We start from the raw sequence: 17,208 nt of genomic DNA, 5'->3' as shown, positions 1-17,208 counted from the left end.
CCGGATGCCTGTCGAAAAACTGCCGTCGCGGCCGCCGCGGGGCCGCGCATGCCTTCAGCCCTTGCGCATGATCAGCGCGAGCAGGGCCATCGAAATCACGAAGCTGATCCAGATCGAGGGCTCGGCCTCGAGGCTCATCCACTCCTGCAGCTTGCCGGCCAGGCCGACGAAAGCCAGGTTGACGTAGGCGGCCGACAGAAGGCCGATGAAGAGGCGGTCGCCGCGCGTCGTTTCCATCGGCAGCCAGCCCCGCCGCAGCGTGGTGGGCGACTTGAGCTCCCACACGGTCATGACCACCAGCATCAGCGCGATGCAGGAGAAGAACACGGCGACGGGGGTCGTCCAGACCATCCAGTTGAACATGCGTAGCTCCCTCAGACGCGTCCCATCGCGAAACCCTTCGCGATGTAGTGACGCACGAACCAGATGACGATGGCGCCCGGCACGATGGTGAGCACGCCTGCCGCCGCGAGGGTCGCCCAGTCCATGCCCGACGCGCTCACGGTGCGCGTCATGGTCGCCACGATGGGCTTGGCGTTCACGCTGGTGAGCGTGCGCGCCAGCAGCAGCTCGACCCAGCTGAACATGAAGCAGAAGAACGCCGCCACGCCCACGCCCGCCTTGATGAGCGGCAGGAAGATCGTCACGAAGAAGCGCGGGAACGAGTAGCCGTCGATGTACGCCGTCTCGTCGATCTCGCGCGGGATGCCGCTCATGAAGCCTTCCAGGATCCACACCGCCAGCGGCACGTTGAACAGCAGGTGCGCCAGCGCAACGCCCAGGTGGGTGTCCATCAGGCCGACCGTGCTGTAGAGCTGGAAGAAAGGCAGCAGGAACACCGCGGGCGGCGTCATGCGGTTGGTCAGCAGCCAGAAGAACACATGCTTGTCGCCCAGGAACGAATAGCGCGAGAACGCGTAGGCCGCCGGCAGCGCCACGGTGAGCGAAATGACCGTGTTGATCGCCACGTAGATCAGGCTGTTGATGTAGCCCGAGTACCACGACTCGTCGGTGAAGATGCGCGCGTAGTTCGCCCAGGTGAGCTGCTGCGGGAAGAACGAGAAGTGCGAGAGGATCTCCTCGTTCGTCTTGAAGCTCATGTTGACCATCCAGTAGATGGGCAGCAGCGCGAACAGGATGTACAGCACCAGGAAGATGCTGCGCTTGTGGAACCGCTTTTCGTTCATTGCTCGACCTCGACCTGTTGCGTACCCACGCGCTGCATCCAGTTGTAGAGCACGAAGCAGAACAGCAGGATGATGAGGAAATAGATCAGGGAGAACGCCGCCGCCGGCCCCAGGTCGAACTGGCCCACGGCCTTCTGCGTGAGGTACTGGCTCAGGAAGGTGGTGGCATTTCCCGGGCCGCCGCCCGTCAGCACGAAGGGCTCCGTGTAGATCATGAAGCTGTCCATGAAGCGCAGCAGCACCGCGATCATGAGCACGCCGCGCATCTTGGGCAGCTGGATGTAGCGGAACACCGCGAACTTGCTCGCCCCGTCGATGCGCGCGGCCTGGTAGTAGGCATCTGGAATGGAGCGCAGGCCCGCGAAGCACAGCAGCGCCACCAGCGGCGTCCAGTGCCACACGTCCATTACCAGCACGGTGAGCCATGCGTCGGTCGCGCTGCCGGTGTAGTTGTATTCGATGCCCATGCTCGCCAGCGCGTGTCCGAAGAGGCCGATGTCGGTACGCCCGTAGATCTGCCAGATGGTGCCGACCACGTTCCAGGGGATCAGCAGCGACAGCGCCACCACCACCAGCACGGCCGACGACTTCCAGCCCTTGGCCGGCATCGACAGGGCGAGCGCGATGCCCAGCGGGATTTCGACCAGCAGCACCGACAACGAGAAGCCCAGCTGCCGGCCGAGCGCCTCGAGCAGTTCGTCGTCGCGCATCACCGCGGCGAACCATTCGGTGCCCACGAACACGCGGCGCTCGGGCGAGATGATGTCCTGCACCGAGTAGTTCACCACCGTCATGAGCGGCACGATGGCCGAGAAGGCCACGCAGATCAGCACCGGCAGCACGAGCCACCAGGCCTTTTGATTGATCGGCTTGTTGGTAGCGTTCATGCGACCAGTTCCTCATCCTTGTAATAGCAGGTATGCGTGTCGAGCACCCGCGCCCATACCGCGTCTCCCACCGCCGGCATCGGATCGTCCGGGTGCAGCCGCACCTTCAGCAGGCTGCCGCCGGCTTCCACGCTCAGCATCACGTGCGTGCCCACGTCCTGCACCTGCTTCACCACCGCAGGTACCGCACCGGCCGCGCCCGCATTCGACAGGCGCAGGTACTCGGGGCGGATGCCGATCTTCAGCGGCCCCTGCGGCAGTTCGCGCGTGGGCACCAGCGGCGTTCCCGCCACTTCGATGGTGCCGTTGCCGCTTTGCGCCGACAGGAAGTTCATGCCCGGCGAACCGATGAAGTGCCCGACGAAGGTGTGGGCCGGCCGCTCGAACAGCGCGTCCGCGCTGCCCACCTGCACAGCCTTGCCGCGCGTCATGACCACCACCTCTTCCGCGAAGGTGAGCGCCTCGACCTGGTCGTGCGTCACGTAGATCAGCGTGAGCTTCAGCTCGCGGTGGATCTGCTTGAGCTTGCGGCGCAGCTGCCACTTCAGGTGCGGATCGATCACGGTGAGCGGCTCGTCGAAGAGCACCGCCGACACGTCGCTGCGCACCAGTCCGCGCCCGAGCGATATCTTCTGCTTGGCGTCGGCCGCGAGGCCCGCGGCGCGCTGGTTGAGCTGGCCGCTCATGTCGAGCATCTCGGCGATCTCGCCGACGCGCTTTTTGATCTGGTCGGCCGGCATCTTGCGGTTGCGCAGCGGGAACGCGAGGTTCTCGGCCACGGTCATGGTGTCGTAGATCACCGGAAACTGGAACACCTGCGCGATGTTGCGCTCCTGCGGCGTGGCGCGCGTCATGTCGCGGCCGTCGAAGGTCACGGTGCCCTGCGATGGCACCAGCAGGCCCGAGATGATGTTCAGCATGGTCGTCTTGCCGCAGCCCGAGGGGCCGAGCAAGGCATAGGCGCCGCCGTCGCGGAAGCTCATCTTCAGCGGGAGCAGCGCGTAGTCGCTGTCCTGCGTGGGGTTGGGACGGTAGGCGTGGGCCAGGTCGAGGTCGATGCGTGCCATGGCTAGTTCCCTTTGCGCCACGCAGGCGCGAGTGCCAGCTTTTCACTGGCATCGAACACATAGGCTTGCGACGCGCTGAAGTACAGCGTGAGCGAGGCGCCCAGCTCGAAGCGGTGCACGCCGGTGAGCTGCGCCACCAGTTCGCCGACCGCGGTTTCCACGTGCACGAAGGTGTCGGAGCCCGAGATCTCGGCCAGTTCCACCTTGCCGGGCAGCGCGATGTCGCCCTCCCCCGCGTCGACGTTCAACGCGCTCGCGCGCAGGCCGACGGTGACGGCGCCCGAGGCGCTCTCGGGCAAGGGCAGCGCCAGCACCGGGCCGCCGGGCAGCTGTACGCGGCCGGCGGTTGCCGTGCCGGCGAGCAGGTTCATCGGCGGATCGCTGAAGGCGCGCGCCACGCGCAGCGACTGCGGCGCATGGAACACCTCGGCCGTGGGGCCGTACTGCAGCAGCTCGCCGGCATCCATCACGGCGGTGTAGCCGCCCAGCAGCAGGGCTTCGCCCGGCTCGGTGGTCGCGTAGATCACGGTCGAATCGCCGGTGGCGAAGAGCTGGGTGAGTTCCTCGCGCAGGCCTTCGCGCAGCTTGTAGTCGAGGTTGACCAGCGGCTCGTCGAGCAGCATCAGCGGCGCATTCTTGGCGAGCGCGCGCGCCAGCGCCACGCGCTGCTGCTGGCCGCCCGAGAGCTCCTGCGGATAGCGGTCGAGGAACATGCCGATGTGCAGCTTGTCGGCCAGCGCCTTCACCCGCGCATCGATATTCGTCTCGCCGCGCAGCTCGAGCGGCGAGGCGATGTTGTCCGCCACCTTCATCGACGGGTAGTTGATGAACTGCTGGTAGACCATCGCGACATTGCGCTCGCGCACCGGCATGCCGGTCACGTCCTTGCCGTCGACCAGCACCTTGCCGGTGGTGGGCGTGTCCAGCCCCGCCATCAGCCGCATCAGGCTGGTCTTGCCGGCCTGCGTGGCGCCCAGCAGCACGGTCACCGCGCCGCTCTTCGGCGCGATGCTCTGCTCGTAGAGCCATGTCTGCGCTCCCACCTTCTTGGTGACGCGCTCGAGTGTCAATTGCATTGGCGCTCTTCCCTTGTGTCCGGTCTGTCTAGTTGTCGCTGGTGGCGGGTTGTTGCTGTTGCCGCTGCTGCTGCTGCTGTTGCAGCCAGCGTGCGACCTGTTCGCGCTGCCCGGGCGTGTAGTGCAGCCCCAGCTTGGAGCGCCGCCAGAGCACGTCTTCCGCGCTCACGGCCCATTCGTGGTCCTGCAGGAAGCGCAGCTCGCGCTCGTGCAGGCCGGGAGCGACTTCCAGGCCCAGGTCGGCCATGGCCTTGGCATCGCCCACCAGGTCGGCGATGCGCGCGCCATAGGCACGCGCAAGGCGGCGAGCCAGTTGGCTGCCGAGCCACGGATACCGGGCCTGCACGGCCTCGACGAAGCGCTCGAAGTCGTCGTCGGGCCGCTTGGCGGCGCCGATCCAGCCCGACAGGTCGCCGCCCGCGAGGAAGGCGCCGTCAGTCCAGGCCGGGCGCTGCCCGGCGGACTGGCCCAGCATCCTGCCGACCTCGTCGGCCGCGTCCTCGGCCAGCTTGCGGAAAGTGGTGATCTTGCCGCCCCACACCGACAGCAGAGGCGCGGCCGTGGTGTTCGATTCCAGCATGTAGTCGCGCGTGACGGCCGAGGGGTCGCCCGAGTCGTCGTCCAGCAGCGGGCGCACGCCGGAGTAGGTCCACACCACGTCCGAAGGCGCGATGGGCTTCTCGAAATAGCGGCTGGCCTGGGTGCAGAGGTAGTCGACTTCTTCCTGCGCGATGCGCGCGGCGCCGGGGTCGTCGCCGGTGAGTTCGATGTCGGTGGTGCCGATCAGCGTGAACTCGTCCTGGTAGGGAATGGCGAAGATGATCCGCTTGTCGGGGTTCTGGAAGATGTAGGCGTGGTCGTGCTCGAACAGGCGCGGCACGACGATGTGGCTGCCTTTCACCAGTCGCAGGCTCTTGGTGGCCAGGGCCTCGCCCTTGGCCGACCGGGCCACGCCGCGCAGGAAGGATTCGGCCCACGGCCCCGCGGCGTTGACCACTGCGCGGGCACGCAGCGTGCGCTTGGTGCCGTCGGCACCTAGCAGGGACGCGGTCCAGCCGTCGGCGTCGCGCTGGGCGTTCACGCAGCGGGTGCGCGTGAGCACTTCGGCGCCGCGCGCCTTGGCGTCGAGGGCGTTGAGCACCACCAGTCGAGCGTCGTCGACCCAGCCGTCGGAATAGATGAAGCCACGCTTGTACTGCGACTTCAGCGGCTTGCCGGCCGCGTGCGCGCGCAGGTCGACGCTGCGCGAGCCCGGCAGCACCTCGCGGCGGGCGAGGTGGTCGTACATGAACAGGCCGATGCGGATCATCCAGGCCGGTCGCATCGACGGGTCGTGCGGCATCACGAAGCGCAGCGGCCACATGATGTGCGGCGCGCTCTTGAGCAGCACCTCGCGCTCCTGCAGCGCCTTGCGCACCAGCGAGAACTCGTAGTACTCGAGGTAGCGCAGCCCGCCGTGGATCAGCTTGGTGGAGGAAGACGATGTGTGCGAGGCGAGATCGTCCTTCTCGCACAGCACCACGCGCCAGCCGCGGCCCGCGAGATCGCGCGCGATGCCGCAGCCATTGATGCCGCCGCCGACGATCAGCACGTCGCAGTCGGTGGCAGGCGCGGGCGAAGCGGAAGGAGAAGCGCTCACAGGAATGGGGTCCGTTGATGCGTGACTTTCGTCACTGACGGGGGCCATTGTATTTTCGAGTTTTTTCATTTGGATTCCTTTTGGCGCGATTTTCCTCCGAGTTTTCCCTTAGGTCGATTCGTTTTTGTTCGCTTTAAAGTGACGCGCCGAGTACTCTTGGCCTCAGTCTTCCCGCATTCCACGACGCCTCCGTGAACTCCAACCCCCGACAGATCAACCTCCTGGACACCGTGCGCGCGCGCGGTTCCGTCACCGTCGAGCAACTGGCCGACATGCTCGGCGTGACCCTGCAGACCGTGCGGCGCGACGTGCAGCGGCTGGCCGACGAGGGGCTGCTCACCCGGTTCCACGGCGGCGTGCGCGTGCCCAGCTCGACCACGGAAAACATCGGCTACCAGCAGCGCGAGACGCTGCACGCCGAAGGCAAGGCGCGCATCGCCCGCCGCGTGGCGCAGCTGGTGCCCAACGACTGCTCGCTGATCCTGAACATCGGCACCACTACCGAGGCCATCGCCAAGGCGCTGCTGCGCCACACCGGCCTGCGCGTGATCACCAACAACCTGAACGTGGCCACCATCCTCAGCGGCAACAGCTCGTGCGAGGTGATCGTGGCGGGCGGCTCGGTGCGCCCGCGCGACCGCGCCATCGTGGGCGAGGCCACCATCGACTTCATCCGCCAGTTCAAGGTCGACATCGCGCTCATCGGCGTGTCCAGCATCGAGGCCGACGGCTCGCTGCGCGACTTCGACCTGCGCGAGGTGAAGGTGGCTCAGACCATCATCGCGCAGGCACGCGAGGTGTGGCTGGCGGCCGACGCGAGCAAGTTCAACCGGCCTGCGATGATCCAGCTGGGCACGCTCTCGCAGATCGACCGGCTCTTCACCGACGCCGAGCCGCCCGCGCCCTTCAGCGACCTGCTGAACGCCGCCCAGGTGCGCCTGGAGATCGCGCGCGAGAACTGAAGACGAACAGAAGGAACAAGAACGAATGACGACCACCTACCTGCTCGCCCTGGACCAGGGCACCTCCAGTTCGCGCAGCATCGTGTTCGACCGCGAAGGCCACATCGTCGCCATCGCGCAGAAGGAACTGACGCAGATCTACCCGCAGCCCGGCTGGGTCGAGCACGACCCGATGGAAATCTGGCGCAGCCAGCTCGCCACCGCCCGCGAGGTGCTCGCCAAGGCGAAGCTCAAGCCCACCGACATCCACGCCATCGGCATCACCAACCAGCGCGAGACCACCGTGCTGTGGAACCGCACCACAGGCCAACCGGTGCACCACGCCATCGTCTGGCAGGACCGCCGCGCCGAACCGCTGTGCGCGCAGTTGCGCGACGAGGGCATGACCGACACCATCCGCGAGAAGACCGGCCTCGTCATCGACGCCTACTTCTCCGGCACCAAGCTGCGCTGGCTGCTCGACAACGTGCCCGGCGCCCGCGAGCAGGCCGAGCGCGGCGAGCTCGCCTTCGGCACCGTCGACAGCTGGCTCATGTGGCAGCTCACCGGCGGCAAGGTGCACGTGACCGACGTGAGCAACGCCTCGCGCACCATGCTCTTCAACGTGCACCGCAACGAGTGGGACGCCGAGCTGCTGAAGGCGCTCGACATTCCCGCCTCGCTGATGCCGAAGGTGCAGCCCTCGAGCTCGCACTTCGCGGACACCGACGCGGCGCTGCTGGGCCACGCGCTGCCCATCGGCGGCGTGGCCGGCGACCAGCAGAGCGCCCTCTTCGGCCAGGCCTGCTTCGAGGCCGGCATGGCCAAGAACACCTACGGCACCGGCTGCTTCCTGCTGATGCACACCGGCGGCGAGTTCCAGCCCTCGCACAACGGCCTGCTCGTGACCAGCGCCGCGCAGACCGATGCGAAGCCGCAGTATGCGATGGAAGGCAGCGTGTTCGTCGGCGGCGCCGTGGTGCAGTGGCTGCGCGACGGGCTCAAGGCCATCAAGGGCAGCGCAGAGGTGCAGTCGCTCGCCGAGAGCGTGCCCGACGCGGGCGGCGTGATGATGGTGCCGGCCTTCACCGGCCTCGGCGCGCCCTATTGGGACGCCGACGCGCGCGGCACGATCACCGGCCTCACGCGTGGGACCACGGTGGCGCACATCGCGCGCGCCGCGCTGGAGAGCATCGCCTACCAGAGCGCCGCGCTGCTGCAGGCCATGAGCCGCGACGCGGTGGCCGCCGGCGGCAAGCCCGTGGCCGAGCTGCGCGTGGACGGCGGCGCCAGCGTGAACGACCTGCTGATGCAGTTCCAGGCCGACCTGCTGGGCATTCCGGTGGTGCGGCCCGAAGTCATCGAGACCACCGCGCTGGGCGCCGCCTACCTCGCGGGCCTTTCGACCGGTGTCTACACCGACGCGCGGCAGCTGTCGAAGCTGTGGAAGATCGAACGGCGCTTCATGCCGACGATGGGCCGCGCACAGGCCGAGGAATCGATGGCGCGCTGGGAGCGCGCCGTGCGGCAGGCCACCGCGACCTGACGCACTGGCGGCAGACGCCTACCAGCCCCAGACGAGGCTGCGCTGCACCCACCCGGTGGCGCCACCTTCGTGCCGCACCTTGACCCAGTTGCCGCGCCGCTCGATGGTGCGCAGCACGTCGCCATAGCCCGCCCGCTTCACCACCGGGCTGCGCACGCCCGGCGCGCGTCGCAGGTTGGCCGACCTGGACTTCACCACGTAGTGCGGCGTCTTGCTGGTCATCGAGCGGAAGACCCAGGCCTTGTCGCCCTCGAAGTCGCTGACGTGCAACCAGCCGCCCTTCCTGCCGATCACGCGGAACGGATAGCCCCTGGTGACCGTCCAGTGCGTCTCGTAGCGCTTGCCGGGGCCCGTGCGCATGTTCAGCGTCTTGACGGCGGCGCTCACCATCTGTGTCTGGGCGGCATTCGCGGACGGCAGCGCCGCCACCAGCGGAAGAACGAAAGCGAGCACGAGCGCGGGGAGCCGGCTGAATCTGATCATGGAGCGGAAATTCCTTTCTGAGGACTGATGGAAAAGCCCGTCTGGGCACCTGATTCCCGATAAGTTCCGTGGGGATATCCCTGAGTGCACCGGCTGGCCAAAGAACCTCCCCGGCATCGGGGCTCTGGAGGCCGCAGCGCAGGGCCCGGGGCAGAATGCGCGCGCCCTCCCCGACTCGCCCCGCCGCGCCGCCTGCTTGACCGCCCTGCCCCCACAAGCCTCTCCATCGCGCAACGCGCTGCTTGCCTGCGGCGCGGTCGGCGCGACGCTGCTGGCGCTGATCGCATTGGGCCACGACGGCCGCCGCGTCGCGCAGCTCGCGGTGCTCGCAATGCCGATGGTGCTATGGCTCGCGTGGCCGCTGCGCAGCGCGCGCATGCGGCGCGTTCGCACCCTGCTCGTGTGGCTCTGGGCGATGGGCTTTGCGCTCGACGGCGCGGTGCGCGCGTATCTGCTCGACACCTACCAGGCCGCGCCCGACGGCGCGATGGTGCTCGGCGCCGCGGCCAACACCAACGCACGCGAAGGCGCCGAATACCTGTGGATGCACTGGCGCTCGGCCGTGGTATGGGCCACCGTGCTGGTGATGGCGGGCGTGCTCGTGGGCATGTTCGCGCGGCGCGGTGCCGCGGCGGGCGCGGCACCGTCAGCCCGGCCTTCGCGATGGATGGTGGCGCTCGTCGCGCTGCTGCTTTTGCTCTCGTGCCTGGCCTATGCCAGCAAGCCCTGGCGCAGGCTGCATCCGGCGATCTTCTGGACCCATTGGGTCGACTCCCTCCACGCGCTGCGCTCCGCCTGGGCCGACCAGCACAACCAGCGCGACCGCCTGATGGCGCAGGCCAGGACCATCGCGCCCGTCACGACGCAGTCCGGCCCCTCCACCGTGGTGCTTGTCATCACCGACAGCATCAACCGCGACAACATGGCTCTCTATGGCTATGGCCGCCCGACCTCGCCGCGCCTGCTCGCGCACAAGGCGCAGACCGGCGACCAGATGGCGGTGCTGAAGAACGCGTGGTCGGTGGACGCCAGCACCCTGCCCGCCCTGCGCAACATGTTCCACTTCGGCCTGCCCGACGCGGAGAACCCGCCCCACGTGCTGGCACTGGCGCGCGCCGCCGGCTACAAGGTCTGGTGGATCAGCAACCACGACGACCTCGCCATCGAGCAGCAGCACGCACGCCTCGCAGACGTCGTCGACATGGTGAACCGCACCCCCGGCCGCGCGAGCGCCTCGCTCGACGGCGAGATCCTAGACTGCGTGCAGGAAGCACTGGCCGACACCAGCACCGACCGCAAGCTGATCGTGGTCCACCTGATGGGCGCGCACCCGCACTACAGCCTGCGCTTTCCCGAGAACGCCAATCCTTTTGACGACAACGTCGATGCGGTGGAGAACGGGCTGGTCAAGGATGGCCGTTCGGCCTGGGTGCGGCGCTTTCGGCAGGAGTACGACGCCGCGCTGCTGTATCACGACTTCGTGGTGTCGGAGCTGCTGCAGCAGACGCGCGCCCCCGGCAAGCCGGGTGAGTACCGAGCCTGGATGTACCTGTCGGACCATGGGCAGGAGGTCGGACATGTGAGCGACCGTGCGGGACACAGTCCATCGACTGCTTCGGGCTACCGAATTCCGGCCGTCGTGTGGCGCAATCGGGAGCCGCTACCGCAGGATGCAGCGCTGCAGCCGTTTCGCGCGGACTGGGCAGGGTGGACCTTGATGGAGCTGCTGGGCATCCGATGGAACGGGCAACAGTCCGAACGGGATGTGCTGGCGGACTCCTATCGGTGGGAGCCGCCGGGGATTCCGGTGAAGGTGGAGTCGTTCGAACGGTAGTCTTTGAAAGCAATACGTGCGGGCTGCGGCCGGATCGATAGAGTCCGCCCCCCAAAAAAGCCTGCTTCGAAAGGCCAAAAAAGCACTGTTAGTTTCTGGCGCTTTTAAAGAGCCGCTCCAAGCGGCTTCCCAGACCAACGAGCAACAACGGCGCGACGACGAGCAGCGCCGACCCGACCATCAGCTGCTCCGTCGCACTCGAAGGGGGCCTCAACTGGAACATCTGGAGGATCTGTGGCGCGGCCCTCCAATAGGCCGCTACCCACGCTATCCACAACGTCATGAAGGAAATCTTGCCCCACCCCCTCCAGGCTGGCGCTCGCCAAGACCCGAAGATCGCGAATACTGCTCTTCCATAAAAAGTGTCGACCAGAAGGAAGAGCCCCACCACCCATACCGAGAACAGAATTCGCCACTCCTGGTATTGCACGGGCAATGCAACGAGCGCGACCGCAGCGGCCCCAATGATCAGCGAGGCTGAATGCTTCGATGCGAGCTGCATGAAGAGGTAGGGGAAGCCAACGGTGAAGCGCAGTACGCGCGTCAGTTCCGTGGCTATAGCCAACCAGCCAATGCCGTTGCCGAGAAGACGGCGCCGTTGCGCGGTCTCCTGCATGACTTGCCAATATCTTTCGATGTTCTGCCCATAGGCAACATATGCCGCGCGGGCCGCGAAAAACCAAGTTGCGCCTGCACTTGCGGCCGTCCACGGCAGATCAGCAAAAACAGGCAGCGAAAAGGTGCCTGCGATACACAGGATCAATATCGCAGGCATTGCTCCAGTAGCACCTGTGCTGGGACGCTTGGTCCTCCGCTTGCGGTAAAGAGAGGAGACGAGTGGCCGAAGGCAGATCAAGAGGAGGAGGCTGGCCGCCAGAACCAGCATCTGCATCGTTCCGTCGCTTGGTATCGTCGGGAGCCTCATCGTCTCCAGCAGCAAGCAGATGCACGTTGTGCATAGCATGCCAATCGGCAGAAGCCAGTCCCATATGTTCGCCGGAGAAGATGGGTAGTCGACGATCGAGCTGGCTTTCAACTTAACCACCGCGCAAACCAGCGCGGAAGCGCCCATGCCAATAAACCCAACGGCCAGAAGCTCACGCATCCAGGAGGACACGACGTACCCGCCCAGTTGCTCGCCAATGAAGCACAACAAGAACACAAGTCCACCGCGCGCCCAACCTGCGGCGTGAAGCGCGACGCTGCATCGACTGTCCTGAATACCGGGAACTCCAAGCGCACGGCGCTGGCTCGATGTCAATTCGGACCACAGACGACTCAGCCCGCTCTGCGCAAAGAGTGCGAAAGCCCAAAGCTGGACAGTGCTCAGTTGCTGAGCCAGCTGTCCAAGTTCCACCACCTGTGCGTAGCGCTGTTGGATCACATTCCGTCGCGCGAAATAGAGTTCCGAGCGGCTCAGCCGCTCTTCCAGGGCGATGGCCCCTTGTCGCCCCAGCAACTGCGAAGCGCGGAAATCGTTGCCCCATTCGAAGTAGCGGTCCATCGCCTCCATCAGGAGAATTGGCATTTCCTCCGTGCTGATGACCAGTTGCGCGAACAATCGACTTGCCTCAGGGCGTTGCGACAACGGCAATGCATCGAGTTCTCGTTGCAGTGACGGCCAAGCCTCCATGCATGCTTGTTCGCCGTTGTCGCGGATCATCTGCGCGACTCGCTGCACCAGATCTTGCGGATGCACCGGCAAATCGGCTGGATCTTGAGCATGTCGGGGTTCAGCATGTGGTGGATCGCTTTCTTTGGAACTGGCCTCCTCGCTGGTGGATTCACTCCGAGTCTTGTGCGCGCTCCATCCCTTATCGAGGCTCTCCGTGGGCACCTCCTCCTGCTGTCGTACCTCATCGGCGACAGGGACGCGTTGGCTGGATGCGGTCTCGTCTTGCCTCTCGATGGCATCCGGCATCGATCCGCCCCGGATAGCGCCCGGGTCGTTCTCAAGAGCGTCGGGCTCAGCTCCGTGCTTCTTGAACTCGGCCCATTTCACGACCTGGATCTGAATGCCGCCTGCATAGCCCTGCTCACTGTGCGCCGGGTACGTGACGGGCGTCGTCGCTGCTGTCTTCGTATGCAGGCCCGACTTGGCATAGCTCTGCGCCCCCTCGTAGGCGCTGCGCAGGGCCTGATAGGCTGCAGCATCATCATCGGGTCGCGTGACCTTGAGCCGCGTGGCATAGGCTTTCTTGATCGAGATGAGATCGTCGGTCGCCTCAATACCCAGCGTTCGCCAGATGCTCACAGCACGAAACCCTTGTCGATGCTGTCAAGGTAGGTCCTGAATTCGCCGCGTACCTGCTTGATGACATGTTCGTCCTGGGAGTCGAGCACGGCTTCAAATTGGCCGAGTACTCGTGCGATGTCCTGACGAGCATTCCCAAGGCGGTCCTCGTACAAGCGCTTGGCGCGCTCGACCAGGTATGCGTTCTCCTGCTTGTCGCGCGGATGGACCTTGAGCACCCGGAGCTTTTCGAGTGCGACCTTGATCTGGTCGCTTGTCATCACATCGGTATTGCGCTGGATCACACTCTGGACCGTAACGCCAGTGGCAGGCACATGCGCTTCGACTTCCAGCAGTCCGTTGACGTCGTAGGTGAAACGCACGTTCACGGTGACTTCACCGCGCGGCCGGGGCGGAACGGCGACATCGAGCGTCCCCAACTGCAAGTTGTCCAAGCCGCGGGGCGACTCGCCCTGACGAACATCGAGCCTGATGGTGGTCTGCCGGTCCTGCACTGTCGAGAACGGGTGGACTCGGGACAGGGGCACAGGACTGTTTCGTTCGATGATGGGATGAAAGCGGTCGTTGTAGCGACGGCCATCGACTTCCTCGGTCGTGACGATACCTAGCGAATAGGGCATCACATCGGTCAGGACCACCTCATCGAGTGCCGCGTCGCGGGTCTTGAGCGCCGCCTGGATTGCCGCGCCGCGGGCAATGGTTTCGTCCGGGTTGATGGTGCGCAACGGCAGTCGCGAGAACAACCGGGTGACGAGTTGCCGAATCATCGGCATGCGGCTGGCACCGCCGACGAGCACCACCTCGCTGAGCGCGCCAGGGTCGAGTTTGGCATCCATCAGGGCACGCTCCAGCGGGCGGCGCAATCGCTGAAGAAGACCAGCGCAACGGCTCTCGTACTCCGTACGAGTGACCTCCAACACATGTCGACGGTCATCGCGTTGCAGGACCAGGTTGGCGGTCTCGTTGTCGCTCATATCTCGCTTGGCTTGCTCGGCAGCGTGCCAGAGCGCGCGATCGACCTCGATGGCATCCCTGTCCGCGCGAGTCAGGCCCGGCGTCTTCTCCAGGAACCAGTCGACGAGCACCTGCACGAAGTCTTCGCCTCCCAACCGGGTATCGCCTGCGCTGGCGCGCACTTCCACAACGCCCTCGAAATACTCCAGCACCGAGACGTCGAAGGTGCCGCCGCCCAAGTCAAAGACGAGAAATGTCGAATGGTCGGCACGCTCCTGCAGGCCGTAGGCAAGTCCTGCGGCGGTGGGTTCATTCAGCAGCCGTTCCACCTTGAGGCCGGCAATCTGGCCGGCGGCCTGCGTGGCCTTGCGCTGCACATCGTTGAAGTAGGCCGGGACCGTGATGACGGCTTCAGTGACTGGCTGGCCGAGCCAGGCCTCGGCATCTGACTTGAGCGCGCCGAGGACCAGGGCACTCAGTTCTTCGGCACGCAGACTGCGATGCCCAAGTTGAACCCGGTGATCCGTGCCCATCCAGCGTTTGAACATCGTGGCCGTGTGTTGTGGCGCCGTGGCCATCCGCTCGCGCGCGGGAAGACCCACCAACATGCTGCCGTCGTCCAGCAGGCTCACCGCGGACGGCGTCAGGAAATGGCCCAGCGAATTCGGGATGAGTTCGGTCTGTCCGTTGCGAAACACGCTGACGAGGCTGTTGGTCGTGCCCAAGTCAATTCCAACAATCACTTTCTTCCTCACTTCTCTTGCGTTGTTGCGAACCCGTCACCGCCCCCTGCATTCCGCCACAGCATGAATTCGCTCGATCCAGTCAGTCATTTGCTGTCGGAAGCGAGAAGGGTCTCATGGGTTGGTGCGGAGGACGCCCGAATCAGGTCTTGGCTGCAGGGCGCAGCGCGTCTGCGGTTGTTGGTGCCCGCTTGATGCGCGGCTCTAGCCGGGAAAGGACATCGTCGGTAGCGAACGTCTTCTCGTCCATATCCTTGAGATCGGATCTCAACTCGACGAGTATCGAGCGCACCGGCTGCGCAGGCCCCGGGCCACTGGACGGGATGTAGATAAACAAGGGTGCCTGGCTCTTCACCATCGTCGGCGGCGCCCGGAACACAGGCACGGCGCCTGCGGTTCGCTGCATGTGGGGGTCATGGGCCGCAACGATCTGGTCGCCTTCGTGCTGTGGATGCAGCGCTACCTGACTGACTTCCACATCAGCCAACGGGCTCATCTGCCCAAAGACATCGTCGCCTGCAAGAACCGTGGTGTCGACCAAGCCTTCGACGATCTTGAACGCCGGCGCGCCAGCCTCCTTGGCGATCTGTGCAGTGCGATAGAGCACGAACGCATCGGCCCATCGCAACGGCGTGCGCGACGAGCCCGTGAAGCGCACGCGGTACAACTGGTCGGACAGCTTGCTGCTTGTATAGCCGAAGTTGTTTCCGCCCGCCCCGGCCTCCCGGTATTGCGTCGGAGCGACACAGGCAGCCAATGCAACTGCTGCAACCAGCGTTGCAACCATCTTCGTGAACATGAGTTTTCTCCCCGAGTACTGAGCAGTCGATCTGTTGCGGCGTGGTTCAGAAGCTTGCATTGAGATTGAATCCCAGCGTGACCTTCGCGGTGCGGTAGCCCTCCGGCTTGCTGATCGGCGCGCCAACGAAGAAGTCGTAGCTCAGCTTGGTCCACTGGCCGCGCACGCCGATGACGGCACCGGCCAGGCTGCGACCGAGCAGGTCGACCGTCGAGCGGCCGCCGACGTGGCCATAGTCGGCACCGACGTACAGCTCAGCCCCGCTCTGCCCCACGGCCCATCCGATGTCGTTGCGGATGAGCCAACCGCGCTCGCCCATCAGGCTCGTCTCTCCATCGAAGCCGCGCACCGTGTAACGACCGCCGATGGCGAAGCGGTCCTGCGGCGTCAGCGGCGTACGGTTCCACTGGGCGCGGATCAGGCCGGAGTAGCGCAGCTTTTGTTCGCCGAGCTTGAACGGTGCGTTGAGACTGATGTCGGCTGTATAGAGCTTCAGCCGCGACGTGCCTTCGCCGAACTCATCTTCCGGCGCGGTGCGCGAACCGAGGCCGCCGGTGCCACGCTTGTAGGCCAGCGTGCCTTCGAGCGTCGCCTCGCCGATGTACTCCTTGTGATTGAGGCTGAGCTCCCAGCCGCCGACCACACGGTGCTGCACCTCGACCTCAGTGTCATCGACGAAGTTGCGCGACTCGCGTCGCCAGCCCTTGATCGCCACCGTCGTCTTGCGGCTCTGATCGCGGTAGACGAGGCGCGAGAGCTTGACCTCGGCGTTGTTGGACTTGCCGGCGTAGACGTAGTCCTGGTTCAGGCCGGCCACGCTCTGGTGGTACTGGCTGTTGGAGGCCGTGAGGCCCAGCAGCCAGTAGCCATATGGCAGCGAGTAGTGGACGGTCTGGCCTTCGGTGCCCTTGGCCGGGTCGCCGAAGACGTGGTTGTTGATGTTGTGGTTGGCGCTGACGTAGAACAGGTCGTTCAGGCCGAAGGGGTTGTCGAGGGACAAGGTCGCACCGGCCTGGTATCGGCCAGTGGCTTCGGTGCCGCTGTCGTCCAGGCTCAGGGTGACGCGCCATTTCTTGGATTGGACGTACTTGACGACGAGGTCGCTGTCGCCGGGCTTGGCGTCGGGGGCGGTGGAGGGCTCGATCTGGATGTCGGCTTCGGCTGTCGGGGTGCGCTTGAGGTTTTCCAGGCTTTGCTCGATGTCGCGCAGATTCAGAAGGTCGCCGGCACGCGCGGGAATGGCCGTGGCCAGCAAGGTGGAGCTGCCGAGCAGCTTGGAGGAAGAATCGGGCGTTGTCCGAATGGCTGCGATGCGGCCAGGCACCAGCGAGAGTGTCAGCGTGCCAGTCGACAAGTCCTGTGGCGCGGCGAGGACTCGGGTGGTGACAAAGCCGCGCGCGATGACGGTTTGCTGCGCTCGTGCGAGGACCACGTTGACGCCAGCCGTGCCGAGGCACCGGCCGGTGGGTGAATCAGTGCCATCAGGCCCCGACAGATCGGCGACGGCCCATTGGAAGGAGGCCGACTGCTCGCCGGCCAGCAGAACTCGGTCGATGCGAAAGCATGGGGACTCAGACTCGGGAATGCGCTGAGTCGGCGGTGGTGGAGCGGCCTGCGGGCGCTGTTCGACCGTGCGCTCGTTCTGCTCACGCAGGGCACGTTCGCGCTCTTGCTGACGCTGCTGCTCGACAAAGGGTTGTGGCGTGGTAGAGGACTGCTGGGCCCAGGCCCCCAGTGGTGAAGCGGCAAGGACTGTGGCCACGGCCATGCGCGTGCGCCGATGCACGCCAACGGAACA

14 protein-coding genes are annotated in these 17,208 nt (G+C 65.6%); 3 read left to right on the top strand and 11 right to left on the bottom strand.

Features of this window, described 5'->3' with window-relative positions:
- Positions 1-54: 54 nt before the first annotated feature.
- The 6 genes from QMO14_RS20765 to glpD are packed head-to-tail and all read right to left on the bottom strand — an operon-like array spanning position 55 to position 5,925.
- On the bottom strand, positions 55-363 hold the full coding sequence (locus QMO14_RS20765; RefSeq protein WP_301509415.1) for a DUF2160 domain-containing protein: 309 nt from the start codon (positions 361-363) through the stop codon (positions 55-57).
- 11 nt (positions 364-374) lie between these two features.
- Complete coding sequence (locus tag QMO14_RS20760) at positions 375-1,187, bottom strand: carbohydrate ABC transporter permease (RefSeq protein WP_301509413.1); 813 nt, start codon at positions 1,185-1,187, stop codon at positions 375-377.
- A complete protein-coding gene (locus tag QMO14_RS20755; RefSeq protein ID WP_301509411.1) occupies positions 1,184-2,074 on the bottom strand; it encodes a carbohydrate ABC transporter permease in 891 nt (296 codons plus the stop codon). The genes QMO14_RS20760 and QMO14_RS20755 overlap by 4 nt, the downstream gene beginning before the upstream one ends.
- Entirely contained in the window at positions 2,071-3,141 is a 1,071-nt protein-coding gene (locus QMO14_RS20750) for an ABC transporter ATP-binding protein (RefSeq protein WP_301509409.1), read from the bottom strand. The genes QMO14_RS20755 and QMO14_RS20750 overlap by 4 nt, the downstream gene beginning before the upstream one ends.
- 2 nt (positions 3,142-3,143) lie before the next feature.
- On the bottom strand, positions 3,144-4,217 hold the full coding sequence (locus tag QMO14_RS20745) for an ABC transporter ATP-binding protein (protein WP_301509407.1): 1,074 nt from the start codon (positions 4,215-4,217) through the stop codon (positions 3,144-3,146).
- A 28-nt stretch (positions 4,218-4,245) separates the two neighbouring features.
- Positions 4,246-5,925, bottom strand: coding sequence for a glycerol-3-phosphate dehydrogenase (gene glpD / locus QMO14_RS20740; RefSeq protein ID WP_301509406.1), 1,680 nt, complete (start codon positions 5,923-5,925; stop codon positions 4,246-4,248).
- 122 nt (positions 5,926-6,047) lie between these two features.
- Here glpD and QMO14_RS20735 point away from each other — a divergent pair, with 122 nt between their 5' ends.
- Together QMO14_RS20735 and glpK are read left to right on the top strand one after the other, a co-directional pair.
- Entirely contained in the window at positions 6,048-6,818 is a 771-nt protein-coding gene (locus QMO14_RS20735) for a DeoR/GlpR family DNA-binding transcription regulator (RefSeq protein WP_301509404.1), read from the top strand.
- Between the two features lie 25 nt (positions 6,819-6,843).
- Positions 6,844-8,343, top strand: a complete 1,500-nt coding sequence (glpK, locus tag QMO14_RS20730) for a glycerol kinase GlpK (RefSeq protein ID WP_301509402.1) — start codon at positions 6,844-6,846, stop codon at positions 8,341-8,343.
- An 18-nt stretch (positions 8,344-8,361) separates the two neighbouring features.
- Here the strand turns inward: glpK and QMO14_RS20725 are convergent, their stop codons facing one another.
- Positions 8,362-8,826 carry an SH3 domain-containing protein gene (locus QMO14_RS20725; protein WP_301509400.1) on the bottom strand — a complete coding sequence of 155 codons (465 nt, stop codon included), beginning with the start codon at positions 8,824-8,826 and terminating at the stop codon, positions 8,362-8,364.
- A 196-nt stretch (positions 8,827-9,022) separates the two neighbouring features.
- On the opposite strand from QMO14_RS20725, the gene QMO14_RS20720 reads away from it, so the two are divergent.
- Complete coding sequence (locus tag QMO14_RS20720; RefSeq protein ID WP_301509399.1) at positions 9,023-10,660, top strand: phosphoethanolamine transferase; 1,638 nt, start codon at positions 9,023-9,025, stop codon at positions 10,658-10,660.
- 88 nt (positions 10,661-10,748) lie between these two features.
- Here the strand turns inward: QMO14_RS20720 and QMO14_RS20715 are convergent, their stop codons facing one another.
- The 4 genes from QMO14_RS20715 to QMO14_RS20700 form a co-directional block, all read right to left on the bottom strand.
- On the bottom strand, positions 10,749-12,914 hold the full coding sequence (locus tag QMO14_RS20715; RefSeq protein WP_301509397.1) for a hypothetical protein: 2,166 nt from the start codon (positions 12,912-12,914) through the stop codon (positions 10,749-10,751).
- Positions 12,911-14,611 carry an Hsp70 family protein gene (locus QMO14_RS20710; protein ID WP_301509444.1) on the bottom strand — a complete coding sequence of 567 codons (1,701 nt, stop codon included), beginning with the start codon at positions 14,609-14,611 and terminating at the stop codon, positions 12,911-12,913. Before QMO14_RS20710 ends, QMO14_RS20715 begins: the two co-directional genes overlap by 4 nt.
- A 142-nt stretch (positions 14,612-14,753) precedes the next feature.
- Positions 14,754-15,410, bottom strand: a complete 657-nt coding sequence (locus tag QMO14_RS20705) for a hypothetical protein (protein WP_301509395.1) — start codon at positions 15,408-15,410, stop codon at positions 14,754-14,756.
- Positions 15,411-15,456: 46 nt separating this feature from the next.
- Complete coding sequence (locus QMO14_RS20700; protein WP_301509442.1) at positions 15,457-17,178, bottom strand: ShlB/FhaC/HecB family hemolysin secretion/activation protein; 1,722 nt, start codon at positions 17,176-17,178, stop codon at positions 15,457-15,459.
- Between the last annotated feature and the right edge of the window lie 30 nt (positions 17,179-17,208).

Origin of the sequence: Variovorax sp. CAN15 (assembly GCF_030462475.1) — a bacterium.
GTDB lineage: Bacteria > Pseudomonadota > Gammaproteobacteria > Burkholderiales > Burkholderiaceae_C > Variovorax.
Note: the sequence above shows the minus strand (reverse complement) of the source record. Positions and strands in the feature narration are given on the sequence as shown.